This window comes from Pseudomonas sp. PAMC 26793 (assembly GCF_000313235.1).
Classification (GTDB): Bacteria; Pseudomonadota; Gammaproteobacteria; order Pseudomonadales; family Pseudomonadaceae; genus Aquipseudomonas; species Aquipseudomonas yamanorum.
Genome location: NZ_AMXG01000045.1, coordinates 65,505 through 84,284 on the forward strand (window position 1 = coordinate 65,505; position 18,780 = coordinate 84,284).

Genomic DNA, 18,780 nt, shown 5'->3' on the forward strand with positions numbered 1-18,780 from the left:
GGACAGGAGAAGGGACATTTTCCGTTCAGACTTGTACGGGTTTGTTCATTTTGTACATTTATTTTCAATTTTATTAATTCGACCATTTGGTCAATAAAAAACCTTGAAGTCATCCTTGCCAAGTTAAACGTTTCATCTGAAAGCCTTTAGCCACGGGCCTCCCTCGGGTGCCCCTTGGAAAACCCGAGTATTTGCTCTAGCACGCTGGACCTCACGTTCCTTGAGAGCATTGGATCCAACGTAAGGGAAACCCTTATTACCTTACGTGATGGCTCTTTGCTATATAGCGCGCCCTCTCCCACCTAACAAGGTCAGAAGACCGATCCGGGAACAGGTTCTAATCGCCCAAGGAGCATTGAGATGTCATTGAGGAATATGGGGATCGGTCTGCGCGCCAGTCTGAGTTTTGGGGTGTTGGCCAGCCTGTTGATAGTGGTCGGCCTGTTTGGCCTGGGACAGATGGCCAAGCTGCGGGAAAGCGCGCTGATCATCGAAGAGTCGTGGATGCCGAGTATTGAAAACATTCACGACAGCGCCGCCTATGTCGCCAGCATCCGCCTGGAAGCGTTGCGCTTGCTCACCACCGATGAGTCCCGGGTGCGTGACAACAGCAAAAGCCTGATCACCCGCCAGCGCAGCGACCTTGAAGAATTGCTCAGCCGCCACGAAACCCTGCTGAGCAACGAGCAGGAACGCGACATGCTCAAGCAGTTGAAAGCCAACGTTGCGACCTACATGACGATCGTCGCCCAGATGATTCAACTGGTCGACCAGGACCAACAGCAAAACGCCATGGACTTGCTCAATAGCCGGCTGGCGCCCCAGGGCATGGTCCTCAATAAAAGCCTGGAAGACATGATCACCTTCAATCAAAAAGGTGTGGAAGACGCCGCAGAGTCGGCAGCCCAGATGTACACCAGCGCCCAATGGGTGGTCGGCACCATCATTGTCACCGCCCTGCTCGCCACCTTGTTGCTGGCCTGGCTGCTGACCCGCAGCATCACCGCGCCCATCGGCCAGGCACTGACGGTGGCCCGCACCATCGCTTCCGGCGACCTGAGCCGGCCGATTGTTGTGGAAGGCAAGGATGAGCCGGCGCAACTGCTGACGGCCCTGGCCACCATGCAGACCAACCTGCAAGACACCATCCGTGGCATCAGTGAGTCGTCGCAGCAGTTGGCCTCGGCGGCGGAAGAGATGAGCTCAGTAATGGAACAAAGCACCCGCGGCCTGCAAGCGCAGAACGATGAAATCGAACAGGCCGCCACTGCCGTGACGCAAATGAGCGCGGCAGTGGATGAAGTGGCGGGCAATGCGGTGTCCAGCGCCGAAGCGTCCAAGGCCTCCGACGAAGACAGCAAACACGGCCACTACCAGATCAGCGAAACCATCAGCTCGATCCAGAACCTGGTGGACGAGGTGCTCGGGGCCTCTACCAAGGCCGAAGGCCTGGCCGTGCAGGCCCAGGACATCAGCAAGGTGCTGGAAGTGATTCGCGGGATTGCCGGTCAGACCAACCTGCTGGCACTTAATGCGGCAATTGAGGCGGCCCGCGCAGGCGAGGCCGGTCGCGGTTTTGCCGTGGTGGCGGACGAAGTGCGCTCCCTGGCGCAACGCACCCAGGACTCCACCGAAGAAATCGAGCAGATGATCAACGGTATCCAGCAAGGTACCCAGGACACCGTCGGTGCCTTGAACAGCAGTGCCGAACACGCCGGGCAGACTTTGCAGCGGGCCAATAGCGCCGGCAGCGCGCTGGAGAAAATCACCGCAGCGATCTCGCAGATCAGCCAGCGCAACCTGGTGATCGCCAGCGCCGCCGAGCAGCAAGCACTGGTGGCCCGAGAAGTGGACCGCAGCCTGGTGAACATTCGGGACCTGTCGACACAAACCGCCGCCGGTGCCACCCAGACTTCGGCGGCCAGCCAGGAACTGTCGCGGCTGGCGGTGGACCTCAATGCCTTGGTGACGCGCTTCGTGCTGTAAAACATGTATTAGCGATTGTGTCAGACAGGTCCGTGGGCAACACTTCCGCCCTTATCAAACAGGAGTGTTTCCGTGAGACCTGTCGACACCCTGCACCTGTTGGTGCTGGCCGCTATCTGGGGCGCGAGTTTTTTGTTCATGCGAATTATCGCGCCGGAAATCGGCACCATTCCTACGGCATTTTTCCGGGTGTCGATTGCCGCCACCGGCCTGCTGGTGATCCTCGCCATGATGCGGGTGAACTGGGATTTCCAGGGCAAGTTCAAAACGGTCCTGTTACTGGGCGTGATCAACTCGGGCATTCCCGCGACCATGTATTCGGTGGCGGCCCAAGTGCTACCGGCAGGTTACTCGGCGATTTTCAACGCCACGACGCCACTGATGGGCGTGCTGATTGGCGGGCTGTTTTTCAGTGAGCGTCTGACGCCGTCGAAAATTGCAGGAGTGTGCCTGGGGCTGTTCGGCGTTGGCATCCTGACTCGCGCCGGGCCGGTGGCCTTCGACCTGGAACTGCTGATGGGTGCGCTGGCGTGCCTGTTGGCGACCACCTGCTATGGTTTTGCCGGCTTTTTGGCACGGCGCTGGCTCGATCAACGGGGCGGGCTGGACAGCCGTCTCGCAGCCTTGGGCAGCATGCTCGGGGCCACGCTGTTCCTGCTGCCGCTGTTTGCCTGGAGTGCCATCAGCCATCCACCGGCCAGTTGGGGTGGCTGGCCTGTGTGGTTGTCGTTGCTGGGGTTGGGGCTGGTATGTACGGCGTTTGCCTACATCCTGTACTTCCGCTTGCTGACCTCCATCGGCCCGGTGAAGTCGATGACCGTGACCTTCATGATTCCGCCGTTCGGGGTGTTGTGGGGTGCGTTGCTGCTGGATGAGCCGCTGTCCATGGCGCATCTGTATGGCGGGTTGTTGATTGCGGGGGCGTTGTGGCTGGTGCTTCGGCCAGGGAAATTGGCCGGGAAGCTGTAGGAGCGTTTCGGCTCCTACAGCTGGGGTTGATCAGCTCTTACGGAACACAAAAGCCAATCCGACAATGATCAGCCCCATCCCCACCAAGCTCAGGATTGCCAGCTTGTTGCCGAAGATCAGGTAATCCATCACCGCCGTCACCGCGGGCACCAGATAGAACAAGCTGGTGACATTCACCAGGTTGCCCCGAGCGATCAGCCGGTACAGCAACAGCGTCGCCAGCAACGACACCACCAAGCCCATCCACAGCACCGGCACGAAAAAGCCGCTGCTGTGTTCAAAGTGGAACGGCTGGAACGGCACAAACACCGAGCACAACAACAAGCCAGCGAAGTACTGCACCGGCAGCGTGCCCAGCGGGTTATCGGTGATGCGCTTCTGCATGATCGAGCCGAAGGTCATGCTGGCCAGGGCCAACAGGCCAAAGAGCATGCCCGCCAAGGACATCCCGGACATGCCGATGCCCTGGTACACCACCATGATCAACCCCGCCAACCCCAGCGCCAGGCCGAACATCCGGCTCCAGGAGCGCTGACGCTCCATCAACACCACGGTCAGGATCGGTTGCACGCCCATGATGGTTGCCATCATGCCGGGCGTGACTTTGAGGTCCAGGGCCAGCAGATAGAAAATCTGGTAGGCCCCCAACAATACCAGCCCGGTGGCTGCCGCGTAGAGCATCGGCTTGCCAGGGCGCGGCAACTTCAGCTTGAGGATCGGGACCAGTATCACCAGCCCCGCCAGGGCGATGGCAAAACGGATCAGCAAAAACGCAAAGGGCGAAGCGTGGGCCAGGCCCCATTTGGAGAAAATCGCCCCGCTGCTCCACAGCAAGACAAACAGGCTCGTCGAGGCCGCCGCGGCCACGGATTGTTTCGAAAGAACAGACATGGATACCACCTGTAATCAGGCAAAAAGCCAACTCAGCAAAGGCTGAAATTCAGTAGGTTTTTTTCAGGCGGGCACAGGGGAACAGCCATCAGCTGATCAGCCCGAAATGCCAACACCCGGCGGTGATACGACTGCGTACACCGGCGTGCTACTGACAGGTGGGGGGTAGTGACTGATCTGCGCAGGCTGCTGGCTCCCGCACGGCACGACCACAGCGTTGACCGCTGAATCGACTACCGCTATGCGCAAGGAAGCTGGCATGTGCTGATCTTTTTTGAGGGGATGGACAAGGTGTCTGAAAACACCTGCGGCCGACTATAACCAGCTGGGGACATGCTTTGCAATGACTTCGCCAAAAGGCCAGTAAGGACAGCTTGGGTCAACGCCACTAGCCTTTGGAAAAACCAATCCGCTCCGAATCCGGGGGCTTTTAACTCATGATGACCAATGGCAAAAAAACGCGATTCTCTGCGCTATCAGTTATACCGTTCAAAGGCGGGCTTAGCATCGCAACCATGCTCAATTAATAATCAACAGTGGAGGCTAATATGGGAGCAGTTCCTGAAAACTCCGTCAGCCAGAAATCATCATCGAAGCCAATAAAAGAGTCTGGAGTCCCAGCACTAGCACTCACCGCCAATCAGCGCCGCTTTCTCAGTGCAGCGATGACGACCAGCGTTGATGAGCCCAGCCTTTTAGCGGGCAACCCCGACAAATCAAAAGCATAAAAAAACCGCTCACTCGAGCGGTTTTTTTATGCCTGCGAAAGCCTTAACCAAACAACCAATACCCCAACGCCGTCAGCACCACCACCGCCAGCACTGGCCGCAGGATGCGATAAGCCTTCGGATGCTTGCGCTTCCACTGCTTGACCACACCGCTGAAGCTGTCGCTGAAGCGCTTGCTCCAGGCGTACGCCTGGTTGATCCCGCCAACACGTTCGTCATCCAGGTTCTGCGGCGCGGTAGCGCGGCCCAGTTGCGCGCTGACCCAGCGGTTGATGCGCGTCATCAGGCGGCTGCTCAGGGGGCGTTCGATGTCGCAGAACAGGATCACCCGGGTGTGCTCGGTTTCGTTCTTCACCCAGTGCACGTAGGTCTCGTCGAACATCACGTCTTCACCGTCACGCCAGGCGTACACCTGGCCGTCGACGAAGATGCGGCAGTCGTCGGAGTTGGGCGTGGACAGCCCCAGATGGTAACGCAGGGAACCGGCAAACGGGTCACGGTGCGGGTTGAGGTGGCTGCCACCGGGCAACAGGGCAAACATCGCGCCCTTGACGTTGGGAATGCTGCTGACCAGGGCCACGGTTTTTGGGCACAGCAGTTCAGCCGACGGCAACGGTTTGTCGTACCACTTGAGGTAGAAACGCTTCCAGCCCTTCTTGAAGAACGAGCCGAAACCGGCATCGTTGTTCTTCTCGGCGGCGCGGATGTAGCCCTCGTCGAACAGGTGCATGGCCTCTTCGCGAATCACTTCCCAGTTGTCCTTGAGCACGTCCAGCTCAGGAAACTTGCTGCGGTCCAGGTACGGCTTGGACGGCACGGCGGAGAAGATGTACATCAAGGCGTTATACGGGGCGAACAGCGCCGAATGGTTGACGAATTGACGCAACATCGGCAAACGGGCCTTGCCACGCAAATGCACGTACAGCGTACTGCCGATAAACAGCAGCAACACCGACAGTTTGGCGGCCAAAGAAAAGGTCATGCAGCAACTCCTGGAAATAGGCGTCTGGCCATTAGCCTCCCATTATCGGGAAACCAGACGTAGCAGCCGGCCATGATAAACACTCCGGGCCTCGGGAAAAACCCGCGCACTCCAACAATCAGCATCTAGCGGTGCGCGATAACGGGCCAATTATGCATAAGGGCCACGCCATCGCGCTGATTTGAATCAAGCCTGGTTTTCCTGATCGGTAAACAAATCGGCGAACAGCATGCTCGACAGGTAGCGTTCACCGGAGTCAGGCAGCACCACGACGATGGTCTTGCCCTGCATTTCCGGCTTCTCCGCCAGGCGCACCGCCACGGCCATTGCCGCGCCACAGGAGATACCGCAGAGAATCCCCTCCTCCTGCATCAGCCGCAAAGCCATGGCCTTGGACTCTTCATCGCTGATCAGTTCGACCCGGTCGACCATCGACAGGTCGAGGTTTTTCGGCACAAAACCGGCGCCAATGCCCTGGATCTTGTGGGGGCTGGGCTTGATCTCTTCACCGGCCAGCGCCTGGGTAATCACCGGCGAGCTGATGGGCTCCACCGCCACCGACAGGATCGGCTTGCCCTGGGTGTTCTTGATATAGCGCGACACCCCGGTGATGGTGCCGCCGGTGCCTACGCCTGCCACCAGCACGTCCACGGCGCCATCAGTGTCATTCCAGATTTCCGGACCGGTGGTTTTCTCGTGGATCGCCGGGTTGGCCGGGTTTTCGAACTGGGCCGGCATAAAATACTTGGCCGGGTCGCTGGCGAGGATTTCGCCGGCCTTTTCGATCGCGCCCTTCATGCCCTTGGCCGGCTCGGTCAACACCAGTTCGGCGCCGAGGGCCTTGAGCACCTTGCGGCGCTCGATGCTCATGGAAGCGGGCATGGTCAGCAACAACTTGTAACCACGAGCGGCGGCAACAAACGCCAGGCCGATGCCGGTATTGCCGGAAGTCGGCTCGACAATGGTCATGCCCGGCTTGAGTTTGCCGCTGCCTTCGGCGTCCCAGATCATGTTTGCGCCAATCCGGCATTTCACCGAATACCCCGGGTTACGCCCTTCGATCTTGGCCAGGATAGTCACGCCACGCGGGGCGATGCGGTTGATCTGAACCAGGGGCGTGTTACCGATGGAGTGCGCGTTGTCTGCAAAAGTGCGGCTCATGACGGGTCCTTAAGGCAATTTCAGGAAGGCCCCAAGGGTATGCCTCGTGTTGCGAAGCGTCCAGTCAGGCGAACGTCCAGCCGCTGTAGGAGTCAATCGTCTACACGGATGGAGAAAATTCCCATGAAGCGTCGCTACAGTTGGCCCCTCTGGACCCTCGCCGGGGTCGTGGTACTGCTGGTCGTCCTCGATATCGCCCTGCCCTATCTGGTGCGCAACTACCTGAATGACAAACTCGCCGACATGGGCGATTACCGCGGCCAGGTCACCGATGTCGACCTGGCACTGTGGCGCGGCGCCTATCGAATCAACGGGCTGCAGATCGTCAAGGTCGACGGCAAGGTGCCGGTACCGTTCGTCAAGGCGCCGGTGATCGACCTGTCGGTCAGCTGGCATTCGCTGTGGTACGACCACGCGGTGGTGGCCGAGGCGCAGTTCATCAAGCCGGAACTGAATTTCGTCGACGGCGGCACCAACAAGCAGGCATCCCAGACCGGTCAGGGCACCGACTGGCGGGAACAACTGGGCAAACTGTTGCCGATCACCCTCAATGAGGTGCACATCAACGACGGAAAAATCGCCTTCCATAACTTCAGCTCGAAACCGCCGGTGAACATGTATGCCACTCAGGTCAACGCGACCTTCTACAACCTGACCAACGTGGTGGACGTCAAAGGCCAGCGCGATGCGCGTTTCGACGGCAAGGCGCTGTTTTTGGGCCAGGCGCCGCTGGAAGCCACCGCGACGTTTGACCCCTTGAGCAATTTCGAAAACTTCGAATTCCGCTTCCGGGCCCGGGATATTGAACTCAAGCGCATGAATGACTTCGCCTCGGCCTACGGCAAATTCGACTTCAATGCGGGCACCGGCGACCTGGTGGTCGAAGCCCAGGCCGAAAAAGGCCAATTGACCGGCTACATCAAGCCTTTGCTGCGCAATGTCGAAGTGTTCAACTGGCAACAAGATGTCGAGAACAAGGACAAGAGCATCTTCCGCTCGATCTGGGAGGCCGTGGTGGGCGCCAGCGAGACCGTGTTGAAAAACCAGAACAAAAACCAGTTTGCCACCCGCGTGGAGCTGAGCGGCAACGTGCACCAGCAAGATATCAGCGCGTTCCAGGCGTTTTTGCAGATTTTGCGCAACGGTTTCGTCCAGGCCTTCAACGCCCGCTATGAACAGCCCAAGCCCAGTGCAGACTGAAACATTGGCCCCTGTAGGAGCGAGCTTGCTCGCGAAAAGCCCCAAGGCGCCGCGTTTACTCAGAATGCACGCGTCATCGTTGCCGTTTTTCGCGAGCAAGCTCGCTCCTACAATTCAGAGACTGAATAGCCCGTCTGCGTTCACAGTCGCCGGGGCTGCGCGGTATAGTCGGGCCAAGCTGATTACTCGCCCGCTTCGGTCCCGGACCGTTCGGCGTCACGTTCGAGGATTGATAGATGAAGTTCGAAGGCACCCAGGCCTACGTTGCCACCGATGACCTGAAACTGGCCGTCAACGCCGCCATCACGCTGGAGCGGCCACTGCTGGTCAAGGGCGAACCGGGCACCGGCAAGACCATGCTCGCCGAGCAATTGGCCGAATCCTTTGGCGCCAGGCTGATCACCTGGCACATCAAGTCCACCACCAAGGCGCACCAGGGCCTGTACGAGTACGACGCGGTGAGCCGCCTGCGGGACTCGCAGCTGGGCGTGGACAAGGTGCATGACGTACGCAACTACCTGAAAAAGGGCAAGCTCTGGGAAGCCTTCGAGTCCGAGGAACGGGTCATCCTGCTGATCGATGAAATCGACAAGGCCGACATCGAGTTCCCCAACGACCTGCTGCAAGAGCTCGACAAGATGGAGTTCTACGTCTACGAAATCGACGAGACCATCAAGGCCAAGAAGCGCCCGATCATCATCATTACCTCCAACAACGAAAAAGAACTGCCGGACGCCTTCCTGCGCCGCTGCTTCTTCCACTACATCGCCTTCCCGGACCGTACCACCCTGCAAAAGATCGTCGACGTGCACTACCCGGACATCAAGAAAGACCTGGTCAGCGAAGCCCTCGATGTGTTCTTCGACGTACGCAAGGTACCGGGCCTGAAGAAAAAACCGTCCACCTCCGAACTGGTGGACTGGCTGAAACTGCTGATGGCCGACAATATCGGCGAAGCGGTACTGCGCGAGCGCGATCCCACCAAGGCCATCCCGCCCCTGGCCGGTGCCCTGGTGAAAAACGAGCAGGACGTGCAGTTGCTGGAGCGCCTGGCGTTCATGAGCCGTCGCGGTAACCGATAAGGGCGATTGCCATGTTGCTCAACCTGTTCAATGAAATGCGTGCAGCCAAGGTGCCGGTCTCGGTGCGTGAGCTGCTGGACCTGATCAACGCGCTGAAACAGCGCGTGACCTTCGCCGACATGGACGAGTTTTACTACTTGGCCCGGGCGATTTTGGTGAAGGACGAACGGCATTTCGACAAGTTCGACCGGGCCTTTGGCGCCTACTTCAATGGCCTGGAAAAACTCGACGATCACCTGCAGGCGCTGATCCCCGAAGACTGGCTGCGCAAGGAATTCGAACGCTCGCTGACCGACGAAGAGCGCGCGCAGATTCAGTCCCTCGGCGGCCTCGACAAGCTCATCGAAGAATTCAAGAAACGCCTCGAAGAACAGAAGGAACGCCACGCCGGCGGCAACAAATGGATCGGCACCGGCGGCACCAGCCCGTTCGGCTCCGGCGGTTTCAACCCCGAAGGCATACGCGTGGGTGATGCCGGCAAGCGCCAGGGCAAGGCGGTCAAGGTCTGGGACCAGCGCGAGTACAAGAACCTCGATGACTCGGTGGAACTGGGCACCCGCAACATCAAGATCGCCCTGCGCCGCCTGCGCAAGTTCGCGCGTCAGGGTGCGGCGGAAGAGCTGGACATCGACGGCACCATCGACCATACGGCGCGGGATGCCGGGTTGCTGAATATCCAGATGCGCCCGGAGCGGCGTAACACCATCAAGCTGCTGTTGCTGTTCGACATCGGCGGCTCGATGGATGCCCATGTGAAGACCTGCGAAGAGCTGTTCTCCGCGTGCAAGACCGAGTTCAAGCACCTGGAGTATTTCTACTTCCACAACTTCATTTATGAATCGGTGTGGAAGAACAACATGCGCCGGGGCTCGGAACGCACCTCGACCCAGGATCTGCTGCACAAATACGGCGCCGACTACAAAGTGATCTTTATCGGCGATGCGGCCATGGCGCCGTATGAAATCACCCAGGCCGGCGGCAGCGTCGAGCACTGGAATGAAGAGCCCGGGTATGTGTGGATGCAGCGGTTCATGGAGAAGTACAAGAAGCTGATCTGGATTAATCCGTACCCGAAAGACACCTGGGGCTATACGGCGTCCACCGGGATTGTCCGGGACTTGATCGAGGACCAGATGTTTCCGTTGACGTTGCGTGGGCTTGAGGAAGGGATGCGCTTTTTGTCGAAGTAACCTGTTTCCCAGACAACCACGATCAAATGTGGGAGCGGGCTTGCTCGCGAAGACGGTGTATCAGCCAATATATTCGGTGACTGACACTGCGCTTTCGCGAGCAAGCCCGCTCCCACACTTTGTCCTGCGGTGGTCTTTAGTTTCTGGCGAAGCGGCGTAAATACTCCACCTGCTGCCGATGCGCCGTCTCCTGCATCACCGGCGCCAACCTCACTTTCTCCCCCGGCAAACACTGCGCCAGCCGTGCCAGCGCCAACGGCGTCAACGCCCCCAGTCGCGGATAACCGCCAATGGTCTGCCGGTCATTGAGCAATACAATCGGCTGCCCATCCGGCGGCACCTGGATCGCACCCAGCGGAATACCTTCCGAGATCAGCGACGGCCCCTGATATGCCAGCGGCGTGCCCAGCAGGCGCATACCCATGCGGTCGGCGCGGCTGTCGAGGGTCCATTCGCCGTTGAACACATCAAACAGACTCTGCCCGCCGAACTGGCCGATCTGCGCCCCGAGGATCACCTCCAGTGGCGCCTTCGAATCCAGTTTCGGCAATTGCTCCGCAGACAACACCCGCATCGCACCGCCCACACCTGAATAGCTCAACTGCGCACCTTCAGCCAGCGCTCGACCAAAGCCATCCAGCCCGCCCAGTTCTTCTCGCCCCACTGTCGAGCAACTGCCCAGCACCTGCGGCGCATCAAACCCGCCCGGCGCTGCCAGGTAGGCCCGCGCGCCGCTGAACGGCTGGGTAAACCGCAAACGCTGGCCTTTTTGCAGAATAAAACTGCGCCCCGGGCTGATTGCTCTTTCATCGACATAAGCGCCCAAGTCCGCCCCGGCCAGCGCCAGCAGGCAATAGTCCTCGGCCTGCACGGTGAAGCCACCCAAGGTAATTTCCACCACGGGCGCATCCAGGGCGTTGCCCAGCAACCAATTGGCCCACGACATCGACACCCAATCCAGCGCACCGCCCTGGGTCACGCCCAAATGCCTCACACCAAAACGTCCAGCGTCCTGCAACAGGCACAGCGGGGTGCTGGCCTCGATCAACAAGCGGCTCATGCCTGGGCCTCCAACGGTGTGTCATCGCCACCCAGGTTGATGAATTCGCTATGGCTGACCGCTTCGTAACGCACGGTGTCCCCCGGCTGCATCAGGCTGTAGCCCTCGCGCGCTCGATCAAACAACTTGGCCGGTGTGCGACCGATCAGGTTCCAGCCGCCCGGCGATACCACCGGATAGGCCGCTGTCTGCCGCTCGGCGATCCCCACGCTGCCCGCCGCCACCCGCTTGCGCGGCGTATTGAGCCGTGGAGCGGCGAGCAGTTCGTCCACCAGGCCCATAAAGGCAAACCCCGGTGCAAAGCCCAAGGCGAACACCTGGTACTCGTGCTGGCTGTGGCGACGGATCACCTCCTCCACCGCCAGCCCACTGCGCTGGGCGAGTAACGGCAGCTCGGGGCCGACGCTCAGGTCATACCAGACCGGCAACACATGGCATTGCCCGCTGCCCTTGGGCTCCGGCTGCAGTGCTTCAAGCACCTGATCAATCAGCTCCCGCGCCTGGGCCGGGCTCAGCGCCATCAGGTCGTAATGCACCATCAAGGTCGTGTAGGACGGCACCAGGTCCACCAGCGCCGGGCCAAACCCTTCCCGCAAACGGCGGGTGGCGGCGAGCATCCAGGGCATGTTGTCTTCGGCGATCACATCAAACAGGCGCACCATCAGGCAGTCGATGGCGACGACTTCAATCCGTGGCTTCATGCTGGGGTCAACGCCTCACGGATGCGCTGCACAGCGGCCACCGAGCTGGCGTTATCGCCATGCACACACAAGGTATTGGCCTGCAGGTGCAACGGGCTGCCGTCGCTGGCGACCAGGTGTTCACCGCGAGCGATGATCAAGGCCTGCTGGATGATCTTTTCCGGATCGTGGTGCACCGCCCCCGGCAACTGGCGGGAGACCAGATGGCCAGCGCTGTCATAGGCACGATCGGCGAAGGCTTCGAACCATAGGGTCACGCCATATTCGTCGCCCAGGGCCTGGGCAGCGCTGTTGTCGCGGGTGGCCATCAGCATCAACGGCAGGCTGGCGTCGTAGGCCGCCACGGCCTGGATCACCGCACGCAATTGCGCCGGCTTGGCCATCATGTCGTTGTACATCGCACCGTGGGGCTTGACGTAGCTGACCCGCCCGCCTTGGGCTCGGCAAATACCGTCGAGGGCGCCGATCTGGTAGTGCAACAGGTCCTGGATTTCCTGCGGGGTGTAGGCCATGGAGCGGCGGCCGAAACCCTGCAGGTCCTGGTACGCCGGGTGCGCGCCCACCTGCACGCCGTGCTCGAAGGCCAGGCTGACGGTCTTGCGCATGATGCTCGGGTCACCGGCGTGGAAGCCGCAGGCAACGTTGGCGCAATCAATGAACGGCATCACCTCGGCATCCAGACCCAAGGTCCAGTTGCCAAAGCTTTCGCCGATGTCGCAGTTCAATAGCAGGCGGCTCACGGTAGGGCTCCTGTAGGCTTTGTTTTTTTGTAGTGTGGGATCTTTTACCAAGATCTCGCAACGATGTTGTCCTGAACCCCAACGACGCTTATCGTGAGACAGCTCGATTTTTGGCGTTTGCGACACGCTGCGTCCAACTAATAAAAACCGATCCTTGCATAAGAAAAGTTGATCCCATGAATTTGAAGTTCCTCGAAACCTTCGTCTGGGTGGCCAAGCTCAAGAGCTTTCGCCTGACGGCGGAGAAGCTGTTCACCACCCAGGCCTCGATCTCCAGCCGCATCGCCGTGCTGGAAAGCGAGCTGGGGGTGAAGCTGTTCCTGCGCGACTCCCGGGGGGTGAGCCTGACGCCGGAGGGCTTGAAGGTGCTTGATTATGCCGAGCAGATGATGGCGACCATGCAAGGGCTCAAGCAGTCCCTGGAAACCACCAGCAGCAAGGTCGGGCGTATCCGCATCGGGGTGATGGACACGGTGATCCACACTTGGCTCAGCGCGCTGGTGGCAGAACTGACGGACCACTTCCCACGGGTGGAAATCGAGTTGGTCGCCGATACCGCACTGAACCTCAGCGATCAGTTGCAAAAAGGCTTTCTCGACCTGATCCTGCAAACCGACCTGCTGCGCCAGGAAACCGTGCGCAGCCTGGAACTGGCCAGCCATCCCATGGGCTGGATCGTGGCCAGCCACTCGATCTACAACCGCGACTACGCGTCCCTCGCCGAACTGGCCCAGGAGCGCATCATCACCTACTCGAAAAACTCCTGTCCGCACCAGGACGTGCTCAGCCTGATGCAGGCGAACGGCGTTGCCGCGCCACGCATGAGCTGTGTGAACTCGGTGTCGGCGATCACCCGCCTGCTGCGGGACGGGTTCGGGATTGGTGCGTTTGCGCCCGTATTGGTCAGCGAAGAGTTGGCACGAGGAGAATTGACCATGCTGCCCATGGAGCAACGACCACCGAACTTGCAGGTGGTGGTGTCGTGGCGGGTGGGCGTGGAGTTGGTGGAGGAGATTGTGGCGCTGTGCCAGAGCGTGGTGGAGCAGTACGCGCAGAAGGTCGGCGAGGGTTTGATGGTGCTGAGCAAACCCATGCCACTGAAGGAACCGATTTAAAACTGTGGGAACGGGTTTGCTCGCGAATGCAGTGTACCAGCCAACCTATATGTCACTGACGCACCGCATTCGCGGGCAAGCCCGCTCCCACAATTTGACCGCGTCAGCCTTTAAAGCCCCTTGAGGTCCCGCTCTTCAATCGGCCGGCTCTGGCGCAGGCGCTTGCCGCCCAACACCACCCAGTCGATCAGGCGGAACAGGCATTCCAGGCCAAACGACAACAGCATCGCCCCACCCAGGCCCCAGCCCATGGCTTCCGGGGTCAGTAACAGCATGTAGCTGTAGCCATTCCAGGTTTCCTGGCGAATTGCCGGGTCGGCAGCCACGGCCACTTGCAGCGCGCGGATGTACCACGGGCCTTGCATCGCCTGGAACTGTTTATCCAGCGCTACCTGGCGGTCGAGCAACGTGCCCAGGCTGTTGGCATCGCTGCGAAACACCGGGTCGTCACTGGCACGGTAATGAGCCACCAGCGCCTGCAAGTCGCCGTTGAAGAACTGCTGCGCCGTGGCATCGAAGCCGCGCAGGCCGGTCTGGGCCTCGATCAGATGGGCTTCGACGCGCTTGGCGTAGTCACTGATAAACCCCGGCACCTGCACACCGACCAACAAACCCACGGCAAACAACACCAGTCGCAAATAGCTGAGCAACATATTCGACGTCCTTATTCCGTTTTGCCTTGGCTGACACATTCGCCGCGTCGCCACAGGCTCCACTGGCCCGGTTCGTAGCGGGTCCAGGTCTCGTTTTCGGTCAGGGGTTCGGTGGCAATCACCGTCACCACGTCATTGGGGGTGGTTTCGGCCTGAAAATCGACGATCACGTCGACATCTTTCAACCGTGCGGGGCCAAACGGCGCACGCCGGGTGATCTGTGCCAGTTTGGTCGAGCAATAGCAGAACAGCCAGTCACCGTCGCTGAGCAGGCAATTGAACACGCCCTTGCTGCGGTATTCGCTGCAGGCGGCGATCAGGTCAGGCAGCACCTGTTCGATGTCCACCGGCTCCGGGAAGGCTTCACGGACGCGGTTGAGCAAATCGCAGAATGCCGCTTCGCTGTCGGTATCGCCCACCTGGCGGTAGAACGTGGCGCGGGGATTGAAGTCCGCCAGTTGGCCGTTATGGGCGAAGCACCAGTTGCGGCCCCACAGTTCACGCACGAACGGGTGGGTATTGGACAGGCACACCTTGCCGACATTGGCCTGGCGGATATGGCCAATCACCACTTCACTCTTGATGGGATAACGCTGCACCAGCAGCGCGACTTCCGATTCGCTGCTGGCCGCCGGGTCTTGGAACAAGCGCAGGCCACGGCCCTCGTAGAAGGCGATGCCCCAACCGTCGCGGTGGGGGCCGGTCCGTCCGCCGCGCTGCATCAGCCCGGTAAAGCTGAACACGATATCGGTCGGTACGTTGGCACTCATGCCCAATAATTCACACATGCCAGGCTTCTCGATACAGGGCGTACAACGTTAAAGGCGCGGTTCGACCCGCATACCGCTGACAGGTGCCGGGCGACCGTAACGCTCATCGGCGAAGGGTTCGTCGTCATCCTCCGGCTCGGCGGCAGCGGCTGCCGCAGCGGCGGCCTTCTGCTCACGGCGGGCCCTGGAGGCACGCTCGATGGGCCAGCGGATCAGCACAAACACCAGGTACACGCCAAACGCGATCATGGAATACATGAACAGATCGGAAATCGCCCGCCAGGCGTTGTTGCCGACCTTGAGCACCAGGTCCAGGGCGGTGATGGCCACGGCCGGGGCGAACTGAGTCTTCACCGGGTCGACAATGGTCGGGCTGAACAGCAGCACCGCCATCAGCAGCCGCAGCGGTTCGCGCAGCCAGCGCCACATCCAGCGGGTCATGGCAAACCACACCAACAGGCAACCCAGGGCTGCGAAGGCGTAGAGGCCCCAAGCGATCAGATAGTCGTTCTCGGTCATGGTGTCCATGGCAAGGTAGGCAAACAGGCCGCTATGATAACGGCTTTTCAGTGCCGAGGCTGCAATGCCGTCGGCCAACCGCCAGACAGAGAGTGATCCATGCCCCCAGCGACCCACATCACTGCCGCCCCGATCGCCCGCAAGGCCCCCGGCACCGACCCGTACGCCTGGCTGCAAGCGCGGGACAGCGCCGAGGTGCTCGATTACCTCAAGGCGGAAAATGCCTGGCAAGAAGCTCAACTGTCCGACCAACAGGCGCTGCGCGAAACCCTGTTCGAAGAGATCAAGGGCCGCATCCTCGAAACCGACCTGTCCCTGCCCTCGCCTTGGGGCCCGTACCTGTATTACACCCGCACCACCGCCGGTGACGAATATGCCCGCCACTACCGCTGCCCGCGCCCGGCGGATGACAGCCAACAGGTCGACGAAAGCGCGGAAGAGCTGCTGCTGGACCCGAACGTGTTGGCCAATGGAGGCTTTTTCTCCCTCGGCGCCTTCAGCATCAGCCCCGACCACCAGCGCCTGGCCTACAGCCTGGACACCAACGGCGAAGAGATTTACACCCTCTACGTGAAGGAATTGGCCACCGGCAAGGTCAGCGAACTGGAGTTCGAAGACTGCGACGGCAGCATGACCTGGGCCAACGACAGCCTGACCTTGTTTTTCACTGAACTGGACGACACCCACCGCCCCCACAAACTGTATCGCTATCGCCTGGACGGTACCGCCGCCGAAGAAGTGTTCCACGAGCCCGACGGCCGTTTCTTCCTGCACTGCTACCGCTCAAGCTCCGAGCGCCAGTTGCTGCTGGCCCTGGGCAGCAAGACCACCAGCGAGATCTGGGCCCTGGACGCCGAGCAGCCGCAGCAGGCCTTTACCTGCCTGGCGCCACGGGTCGAAGGCCATGAATATGACGTCGACCACGGCAAGCTGGACGACCAGTGGACCTGGTTTATCCGCAGCAACCGCGACGGCATCAACTTCGCCCTGTTCCAGGCCGCCGACACCGGCAGCGTGCCGACCCAGGACGACTGGCAGAACCTGATCCCCCACGACGACGCAGTGATGTTGGATGGCGTGAGCCTCAACGCCCGGGCCATGACCCTGAGCCTGCGCATCGGTGGTTTGCCGATCATCGAAGTGCACCCACAAGGCCAAGCGCCTTATAGGGTGGAATTGCCGGACGCGGCCTACAGCCTCTACGTGCAGAACAGCCTGGAATTTGCCAGCGACAAAATCCGCCTGCGCTATGAGGCCCTGAACCGCCCGGCCCAGGTGCGTCAGCTGGAACTGGCCAGCGGCGCGCAACAGGTGCTCAAGGAAACCCCGGTGCTCGGTGTGTTCAACGCCGACGACTACGTCAGCCAACGGTTGTGGGCGACGTCGGCCGATGGCACTCAGGTGCCGATCAGTCTTGTCGTCCGCCGCGACCAGTTGGGTAAGCCGACGCCGCTGTACCTGTACGGCTACGGCGCCTATGGCCAGAGCCTCGACCCGTGGTTCTCCCACGCGCGCCTGAGCCTGCTGGACCGTGGCGTGGCCTTTGCCATTGCCCATGTGCGCGGCGGCGGCGAACTGGGCGAAGCCTGGTACCGCGCCGGCAAGCAGGAGCACAAGCAAAATACCTTCAGCGACTTTATCGCCTGCGCCGAACACCTGATCGCCCAGGGCCTGACCACCTCCAAGCAACTGGCTATCAGCGGCGGCAGCGCCGGCGGCCTGTTGATCGGTGCAGTGCTCAATCAGCGCCCGGAGCTGTTCCAGGCGGCCATTGCCGAAGTGCCGTTCGTCGACGTGCTCAACACCATGCTCGACCCTGAATTGCCATTGACCATCACCGAGTATGACGAATGGGGCAACCCTGAAGAGCCAGAGGTGTATGAGCGGATCAAGGCTTACGCGCCGTACGAAAACGTCAGCGCCCAGGCCTACCCGCCCACGCTGGTGATCGCCGGCTATAACGACAGCCGCGTGCAATATTGGGAAGCGGCCAAGTGGGTGGCCAAGCTGCGCGACACCAAGACCGACGATAACCTGCTGCTGCTCAAGACCGAGCTAAGTGCGGGCCACGGCGGCATGAGTGGGCGTTACCAGGGATTACGTGAAGTAGCACTCGAATATGCATTTGTTTTCAAGGCGCTGGGGCTGATTTAAGGAACTCCGCCTGGCGGGCGGGTCTGAACACCTGACCGCCGGGCGCGCCCTGCACGATTTATGGACAAAGACTGTAAGCCTCATGCCAGAACCGACCTTACTCAATAACGAAATCCGCGACATGCTGATGGATTGCGGCCTCTTCGACCCGTTGCTGCCGGAAGATTTCCATGTGGCGGCGGGCTATTTCAACATCAGCAGCATCGCCCGCGATGAAGTGATATTCCTCGAGGGCGACGCCGGCACCTTCATGTGCATCATCCACTCAGGCCAGGTGGCGGTGCAGAAAACCAACCATGAAGGCCAGCGGCTGACCATCGCCACCTTGCGCAGTGGGCGGGCCTTTGGCGAGATGGCCGTGCTGGATGGCGAGCGCCGTTCCGCCAGCTGTGTGGCGGCCAGCGATTGCGTGCTGTTGAACCTGGGCAAGGATTCCCTGGAAAAAATGCTCAACGATGCGCCGAAAATCGCGGCCAAGATAATCCGTGCGATTGCTATCGCCCTGTCCAGGCGCCTGCGCATGGCGGACGGGCAATTGCTGTCCCAGCAGTTTTAACCGCCTGGGGTCTTGGGCTTGATGTCGTTTTGCTGCAAGCCCGGGATCGTCTGGTCCTTCGGCGGCGTGGGCAGCACGATAGGCGCCAACAACGGCTCACCGCTGCCGGCCGCCTTTGGCGTCGCCGGTGGCGTGACTTGCGGGTAAGGTGTGGGCGTTGCAGTACCCGGTGAACCCGCCGTCGGCGCCGGGGTAATCGGTACGGTTTGCGACTCCTGAGCCTGGGCCACACCGCCAAGGGCGAGCGCGCTCCACACAATGACCGTTAGAATGCTGCACTTCATCGATGGCTCCATGGCCTGACCGTAAAGTCGTAAGGCTAC

At 60.5% G+C, this 18,780-nt stretch carries 19 protein-coding genes; 9 read left to right on the plus strand and 10 right to left on the minus strand.

The window, feature by feature from the left end:
* Positions 1-375: 375 nt before the first annotated feature.
* Together D109_RS0124295 and D109_RS0124300 are read left to right on the plus strand one after the other, a co-directional pair.
* Positions 376-1,986, plus strand: coding sequence for a methyl-accepting chemotaxis protein (locus D109_RS0124295; protein ID WP_017479168.1), 1,611 nt, complete (start codon positions 376-378; stop codon positions 1,984-1,986).
* Between the two features lie 72 nt (positions 1,987-2,058).
* The gene (locus tag D109_RS0124300) at positions 2,059-2,955 is read left to right on the plus strand and encodes a DMT family transporter (protein ID WP_017479169.1); all 897 of its coding nucleotides are present in this window, start codon (positions 2,059-2,061) and stop codon (positions 2,953-2,955) included.
* Positions 2,956-2,985: 30 nt separating this feature from the next.
* On the opposite strand, the gene D109_RS0124305 is transcribed toward D109_RS0124300, so the two are convergent.
* Complete coding sequence (locus tag D109_RS0124305) at positions 2,986-3,846, minus strand: DMT family transporter (protein ID WP_017479170.1); 861 nt, start codon at positions 3,844-3,846, stop codon at positions 2,986-2,988.
* 548 nt (positions 3,847-4,394) lie between these two features.
* Between D109_RS0124305 and D109_RS1000000134285 the strand changes: the two genes are divergently transcribed.
* The gene (locus D109_RS1000000134285) at positions 4,395-4,574 is read left to right on the plus strand and encodes a hypothetical protein (protein WP_152416401.1); all 180 of its coding nucleotides are present in this window, start codon (positions 4,395-4,397) and stop codon (positions 4,572-4,574) included.
* 43 nt (positions 4,575-4,617) lie between these two features.
* Here the strand turns inward: D109_RS1000000134285 and D109_RS0124310 are convergent, their stop codons facing one another.
* Together D109_RS0124310 and cysK are read right to left on the minus strand one after the other, a co-directional pair.
* Positions 4,618-5,556 (minus strand): aspartyl/asparaginyl beta-hydroxylase domain-containing protein, encoded by a 939-nt coding sequence (locus D109_RS0124310; RefSeq protein ID WP_017479171.1) that lies wholly within the window; start codon positions 5,554-5,556, stop codon positions 4,618-4,620.
* A 186-nt stretch (positions 5,557-5,742) separates the two neighbouring features.
* Positions 5,743-6,717 carry a cysteine synthase A gene (gene cysK / locus D109_RS0124315; protein WP_017479172.1) on the minus strand — a complete coding sequence of 325 codons (975 nt, stop codon included), beginning with the start codon at positions 6,715-6,717 and terminating at the stop codon, positions 5,743-5,745.
* Between the two features lie 123 nt (positions 6,718-6,840).
* Here cysK and D109_RS0124320 point away from each other — a divergent pair, with 123 nt between their 5' ends.
* The 3 genes from D109_RS0124320 to D109_RS0124330 all read left to right on the plus strand — a co-directional run bounded on the left by D109_RS0124320 (position 6,841) and on the right by D109_RS0124330 (position 10,189).
* A complete protein-coding gene (locus tag D109_RS0124320; RefSeq protein WP_017479173.1) occupies positions 6,841-7,917 on the plus strand; it encodes a DUF748 domain-containing protein in 1,077 nt (358 codons plus the stop codon).
* Positions 7,918-8,153: 236 nt separating this feature from the next.
* Entirely contained in the window at positions 8,154-8,999 is an 846-nt protein-coding gene (locus D109_RS0124325) for a MoxR family ATPase (RefSeq protein WP_003189627.1), read from the plus strand.
* 11 nt (positions 9,000-9,010) lie between these two features.
* Complete coding sequence (locus D109_RS0124330) at positions 9,011-10,189, plus strand: VWA domain-containing protein (protein ID WP_003210689.1); 1,179 nt, start codon at positions 9,011-9,013, stop codon at positions 10,187-10,189.
* A 136-nt stretch (positions 10,190-10,325) separates the two neighbouring features.
* On the opposite strand, the gene D109_RS0124335 is transcribed toward D109_RS0124330, so the two are convergent.
* From D109_RS0124335 to D109_RS0124345, 3 genes are read right to left on the minus strand one after another with little or no spacing between them, the layout of a single operon-like run.
* Positions 10,326-11,249, minus strand: coding sequence for a biotin-dependent carboxyltransferase family protein (locus D109_RS0124335; protein WP_017479174.1), 924 nt, complete (start codon positions 11,247-11,249; stop codon positions 10,326-10,328).
* Positions 11,246-11,950, minus strand: coding sequence for a 5-oxoprolinase subunit PxpB (gene pxpB, locus D109_RS0124340; RefSeq protein ID WP_017479175.1), 705 nt, complete (start codon positions 11,948-11,950; stop codon positions 11,246-11,248). Before pxpB ends, D109_RS0124335 begins: the two co-directional genes overlap by 4 nt.
* The gene (locus tag D109_RS0124345) at positions 11,947-12,690 is read right to left on the minus strand and encodes a 5-oxoprolinase subunit PxpA (protein WP_017479176.1); all 744 of its coding nucleotides are present in this window, start codon (positions 12,688-12,690) and stop codon (positions 11,947-11,949) included. Before D109_RS0124345 ends, pxpB begins: the two co-directional genes overlap by 4 nt.
* A 176-nt stretch (positions 12,691-12,866) precedes the next feature.
* On the opposite strand from D109_RS0124345, the gene D109_RS0124350 reads away from it, so the two are divergent.
* Positions 12,867-13,805: a LysR family transcriptional regulator gene (locus D109_RS0124350; protein WP_017479177.1), complete on the plus strand. Its 939-nt coding sequence runs from the start codon at positions 12,867-12,869 to the stop codon at positions 13,803-13,805.
* Positions 13,806-13,915: 110 nt separating this feature from the next.
* On the opposite strand, the gene D109_RS0124355 is transcribed toward D109_RS0124350, so the two are convergent.
* From D109_RS0124355 to D109_RS0124365, 3 genes are read right to left on the minus strand one after another with little or no spacing between them, the layout of a single operon-like run.
* Positions 13,916-14,458 carry a DUF2937 family protein gene (locus D109_RS0124355; RefSeq protein WP_017479178.1) on the minus strand — a complete coding sequence of 181 codons (543 nt, stop codon included), beginning with the start codon at positions 14,456-14,458 and terminating at the stop codon, positions 13,916-13,918.
* 11 nt (positions 14,459-14,469) lie between these two features.
* Positions 14,470-15,246 carry a class II glutamine amidotransferase gene (locus D109_RS0124360; protein WP_017479179.1) on the minus strand — a complete coding sequence of 259 codons (777 nt, stop codon included), beginning with the start codon at positions 15,244-15,246 and terminating at the stop codon, positions 14,470-14,472.
* A 30-nt stretch (positions 15,247-15,276) separates the two neighbouring features.
* Positions 15,277-15,825: a hypothetical protein gene (locus D109_RS0124365; RefSeq protein ID WP_017479180.1), complete on the minus strand. Its 549-nt coding sequence runs from the start codon at positions 15,823-15,825 to the stop codon at positions 15,277-15,279.
* A 21-nt stretch (positions 15,826-15,846) separates the two neighbouring features.
* Here D109_RS0124365 and D109_RS0124370 point away from each other — a divergent pair, with 21 nt between their 5' ends.
* Together D109_RS0124370 and D109_RS0124375 are read left to right on the plus strand one after the other, a co-directional pair.
* Positions 15,847-17,901 carry a S9 family peptidase gene (locus D109_RS0124370; protein ID WP_017479181.1) on the plus strand — a complete coding sequence of 685 codons (2,055 nt, stop codon included), beginning with the start codon at positions 15,847-15,849 and terminating at the stop codon, positions 17,899-17,901.
* An 82-nt stretch (positions 17,902-17,983) separates the two neighbouring features.
* The gene (locus tag D109_RS0124375; RefSeq protein ID WP_017479182.1) at positions 17,984-18,457 is read left to right on the plus strand and encodes a cyclic nucleotide-binding domain-containing protein; all 474 of its coding nucleotides are present in this window, start codon (positions 17,984-17,986) and stop codon (positions 18,455-18,457) included.
* On the opposite strand, the gene D109_RS0124380 is transcribed toward D109_RS0124375, so the two are convergent.
* Positions 18,454-18,741: a hypothetical protein gene (locus D109_RS0124380; protein WP_017479183.1), complete on the minus strand. Its 288-nt coding sequence runs from the start codon at positions 18,739-18,741 to the stop codon at positions 18,454-18,456. The two genes, D109_RS0124375 and D109_RS0124380, sit on opposite strands and share 4 nt — an antisense overlap.
* Between the last annotated feature and the right edge of the window lie 39 nt (positions 18,742-18,780).

Bases quoted from the DNA above. Each gene is read 5' to 3' on its own strand.
- D109_RS0124295 (WP_017479168.1), top strand. From the start codon at position 376: ATGGGGATCGGTCTGCGCGCCAGTCTGAGTTTTGGGGTGTTGGCCAGC.
- D109_RS0124305 (WP_017479170.1), bottom strand. From the start codon at position 3,846: ATGTCTGTTCTTTCGAAACAATCCGTGGCCGCGGCGGCCTCGACGAGC.
- D109_RS1000000134285 (WP_152416401.1), top strand. From the start codon at position 4,395: ATGGGAGCAGTTCCTGAAAACTCCGTCAGCCAGAAATCATCATCGAAG.
- D109_RS0124310 (WP_017479171.1), bottom strand. From the start codon at position 5,556: ATGACCTTTTCTTTGGCCGCCAAACTGTCGGTGTTGCTGCTGTTTATC.
- cysK (WP_017479172.1), bottom strand. From the start codon at position 6,717: ATGAGCCGCACTTTTGCAGACAACGCGCACTCCATCGGTAACACGCCC.
- D109_RS0124320 (WP_017479173.1), top strand. From the start codon at position 6,841: ATGAAGCGTCGCTACAGTTGGCCCCTCTGGACCCTCGCCGGGGTCGTG.
- D109_RS0124325 (WP_003189627.1), top strand. From the start codon at position 8,154: ATGAAGTTCGAAGGCACCCAGGCCTACGTTGCCACCGATGACCTGAAA.
- D109_RS0124330 (WP_003210689.1), top strand. From the start codon at position 9,011: ATGTTGCTCAACCTGTTCAATGAAATGCGTGCAGCCAAGGTGCCGGTC.
- D109_RS0124335 (WP_017479174.1), bottom strand. From the start codon at position 11,249: ATGAGCCGCTTGTTGATCGAGGCCAGCACCCCGCTGTGCCTGTTGCAG.
- pxpB (WP_017479175.1), bottom strand. From the start codon at position 11,950: ATGAAGCCACGGATTGAAGTCGTCGCCATCGACTGCCTGATGGTGCGC.
- D109_RS0124350 (WP_017479177.1), top strand. From the start codon at position 12,867: ATGAATTTGAAGTTCCTCGAAACCTTCGTCTGGGTGGCCAAGCTCAAG.
- D109_RS0124355 (WP_017479178.1), bottom strand. From the start codon at position 14,458: ATGTTGCTCAGCTATTTGCGACTGGTGTTGTTTGCCGTGGGTTTGTTG.
- D109_RS0124360 (WP_017479179.1), bottom strand. From the start codon at position 15,246: ATGTGTGAATTATTGGGCATGAGTGCCAACGTACCGACCGATATCGTG.
- D109_RS0124370 (WP_017479181.1), top strand. From the start codon at position 15,847: ATGCCCCCAGCGACCCACATCACTGCCGCCCCGATCGCCCGCAAGGCC.
- D109_RS0124375 (WP_017479182.1), top strand. From the start codon at position 17,984: ATGCCAGAACCGACCTTACTCAATAACGAAATCCGCGACATGCTGATG.
- D109_RS0124380 (WP_017479183.1), bottom strand. From the start codon at position 18,741: ATGAAGTGCAGCATTCTAACGGTCATTGTGTGGAGCGCGCTCGCCCTT.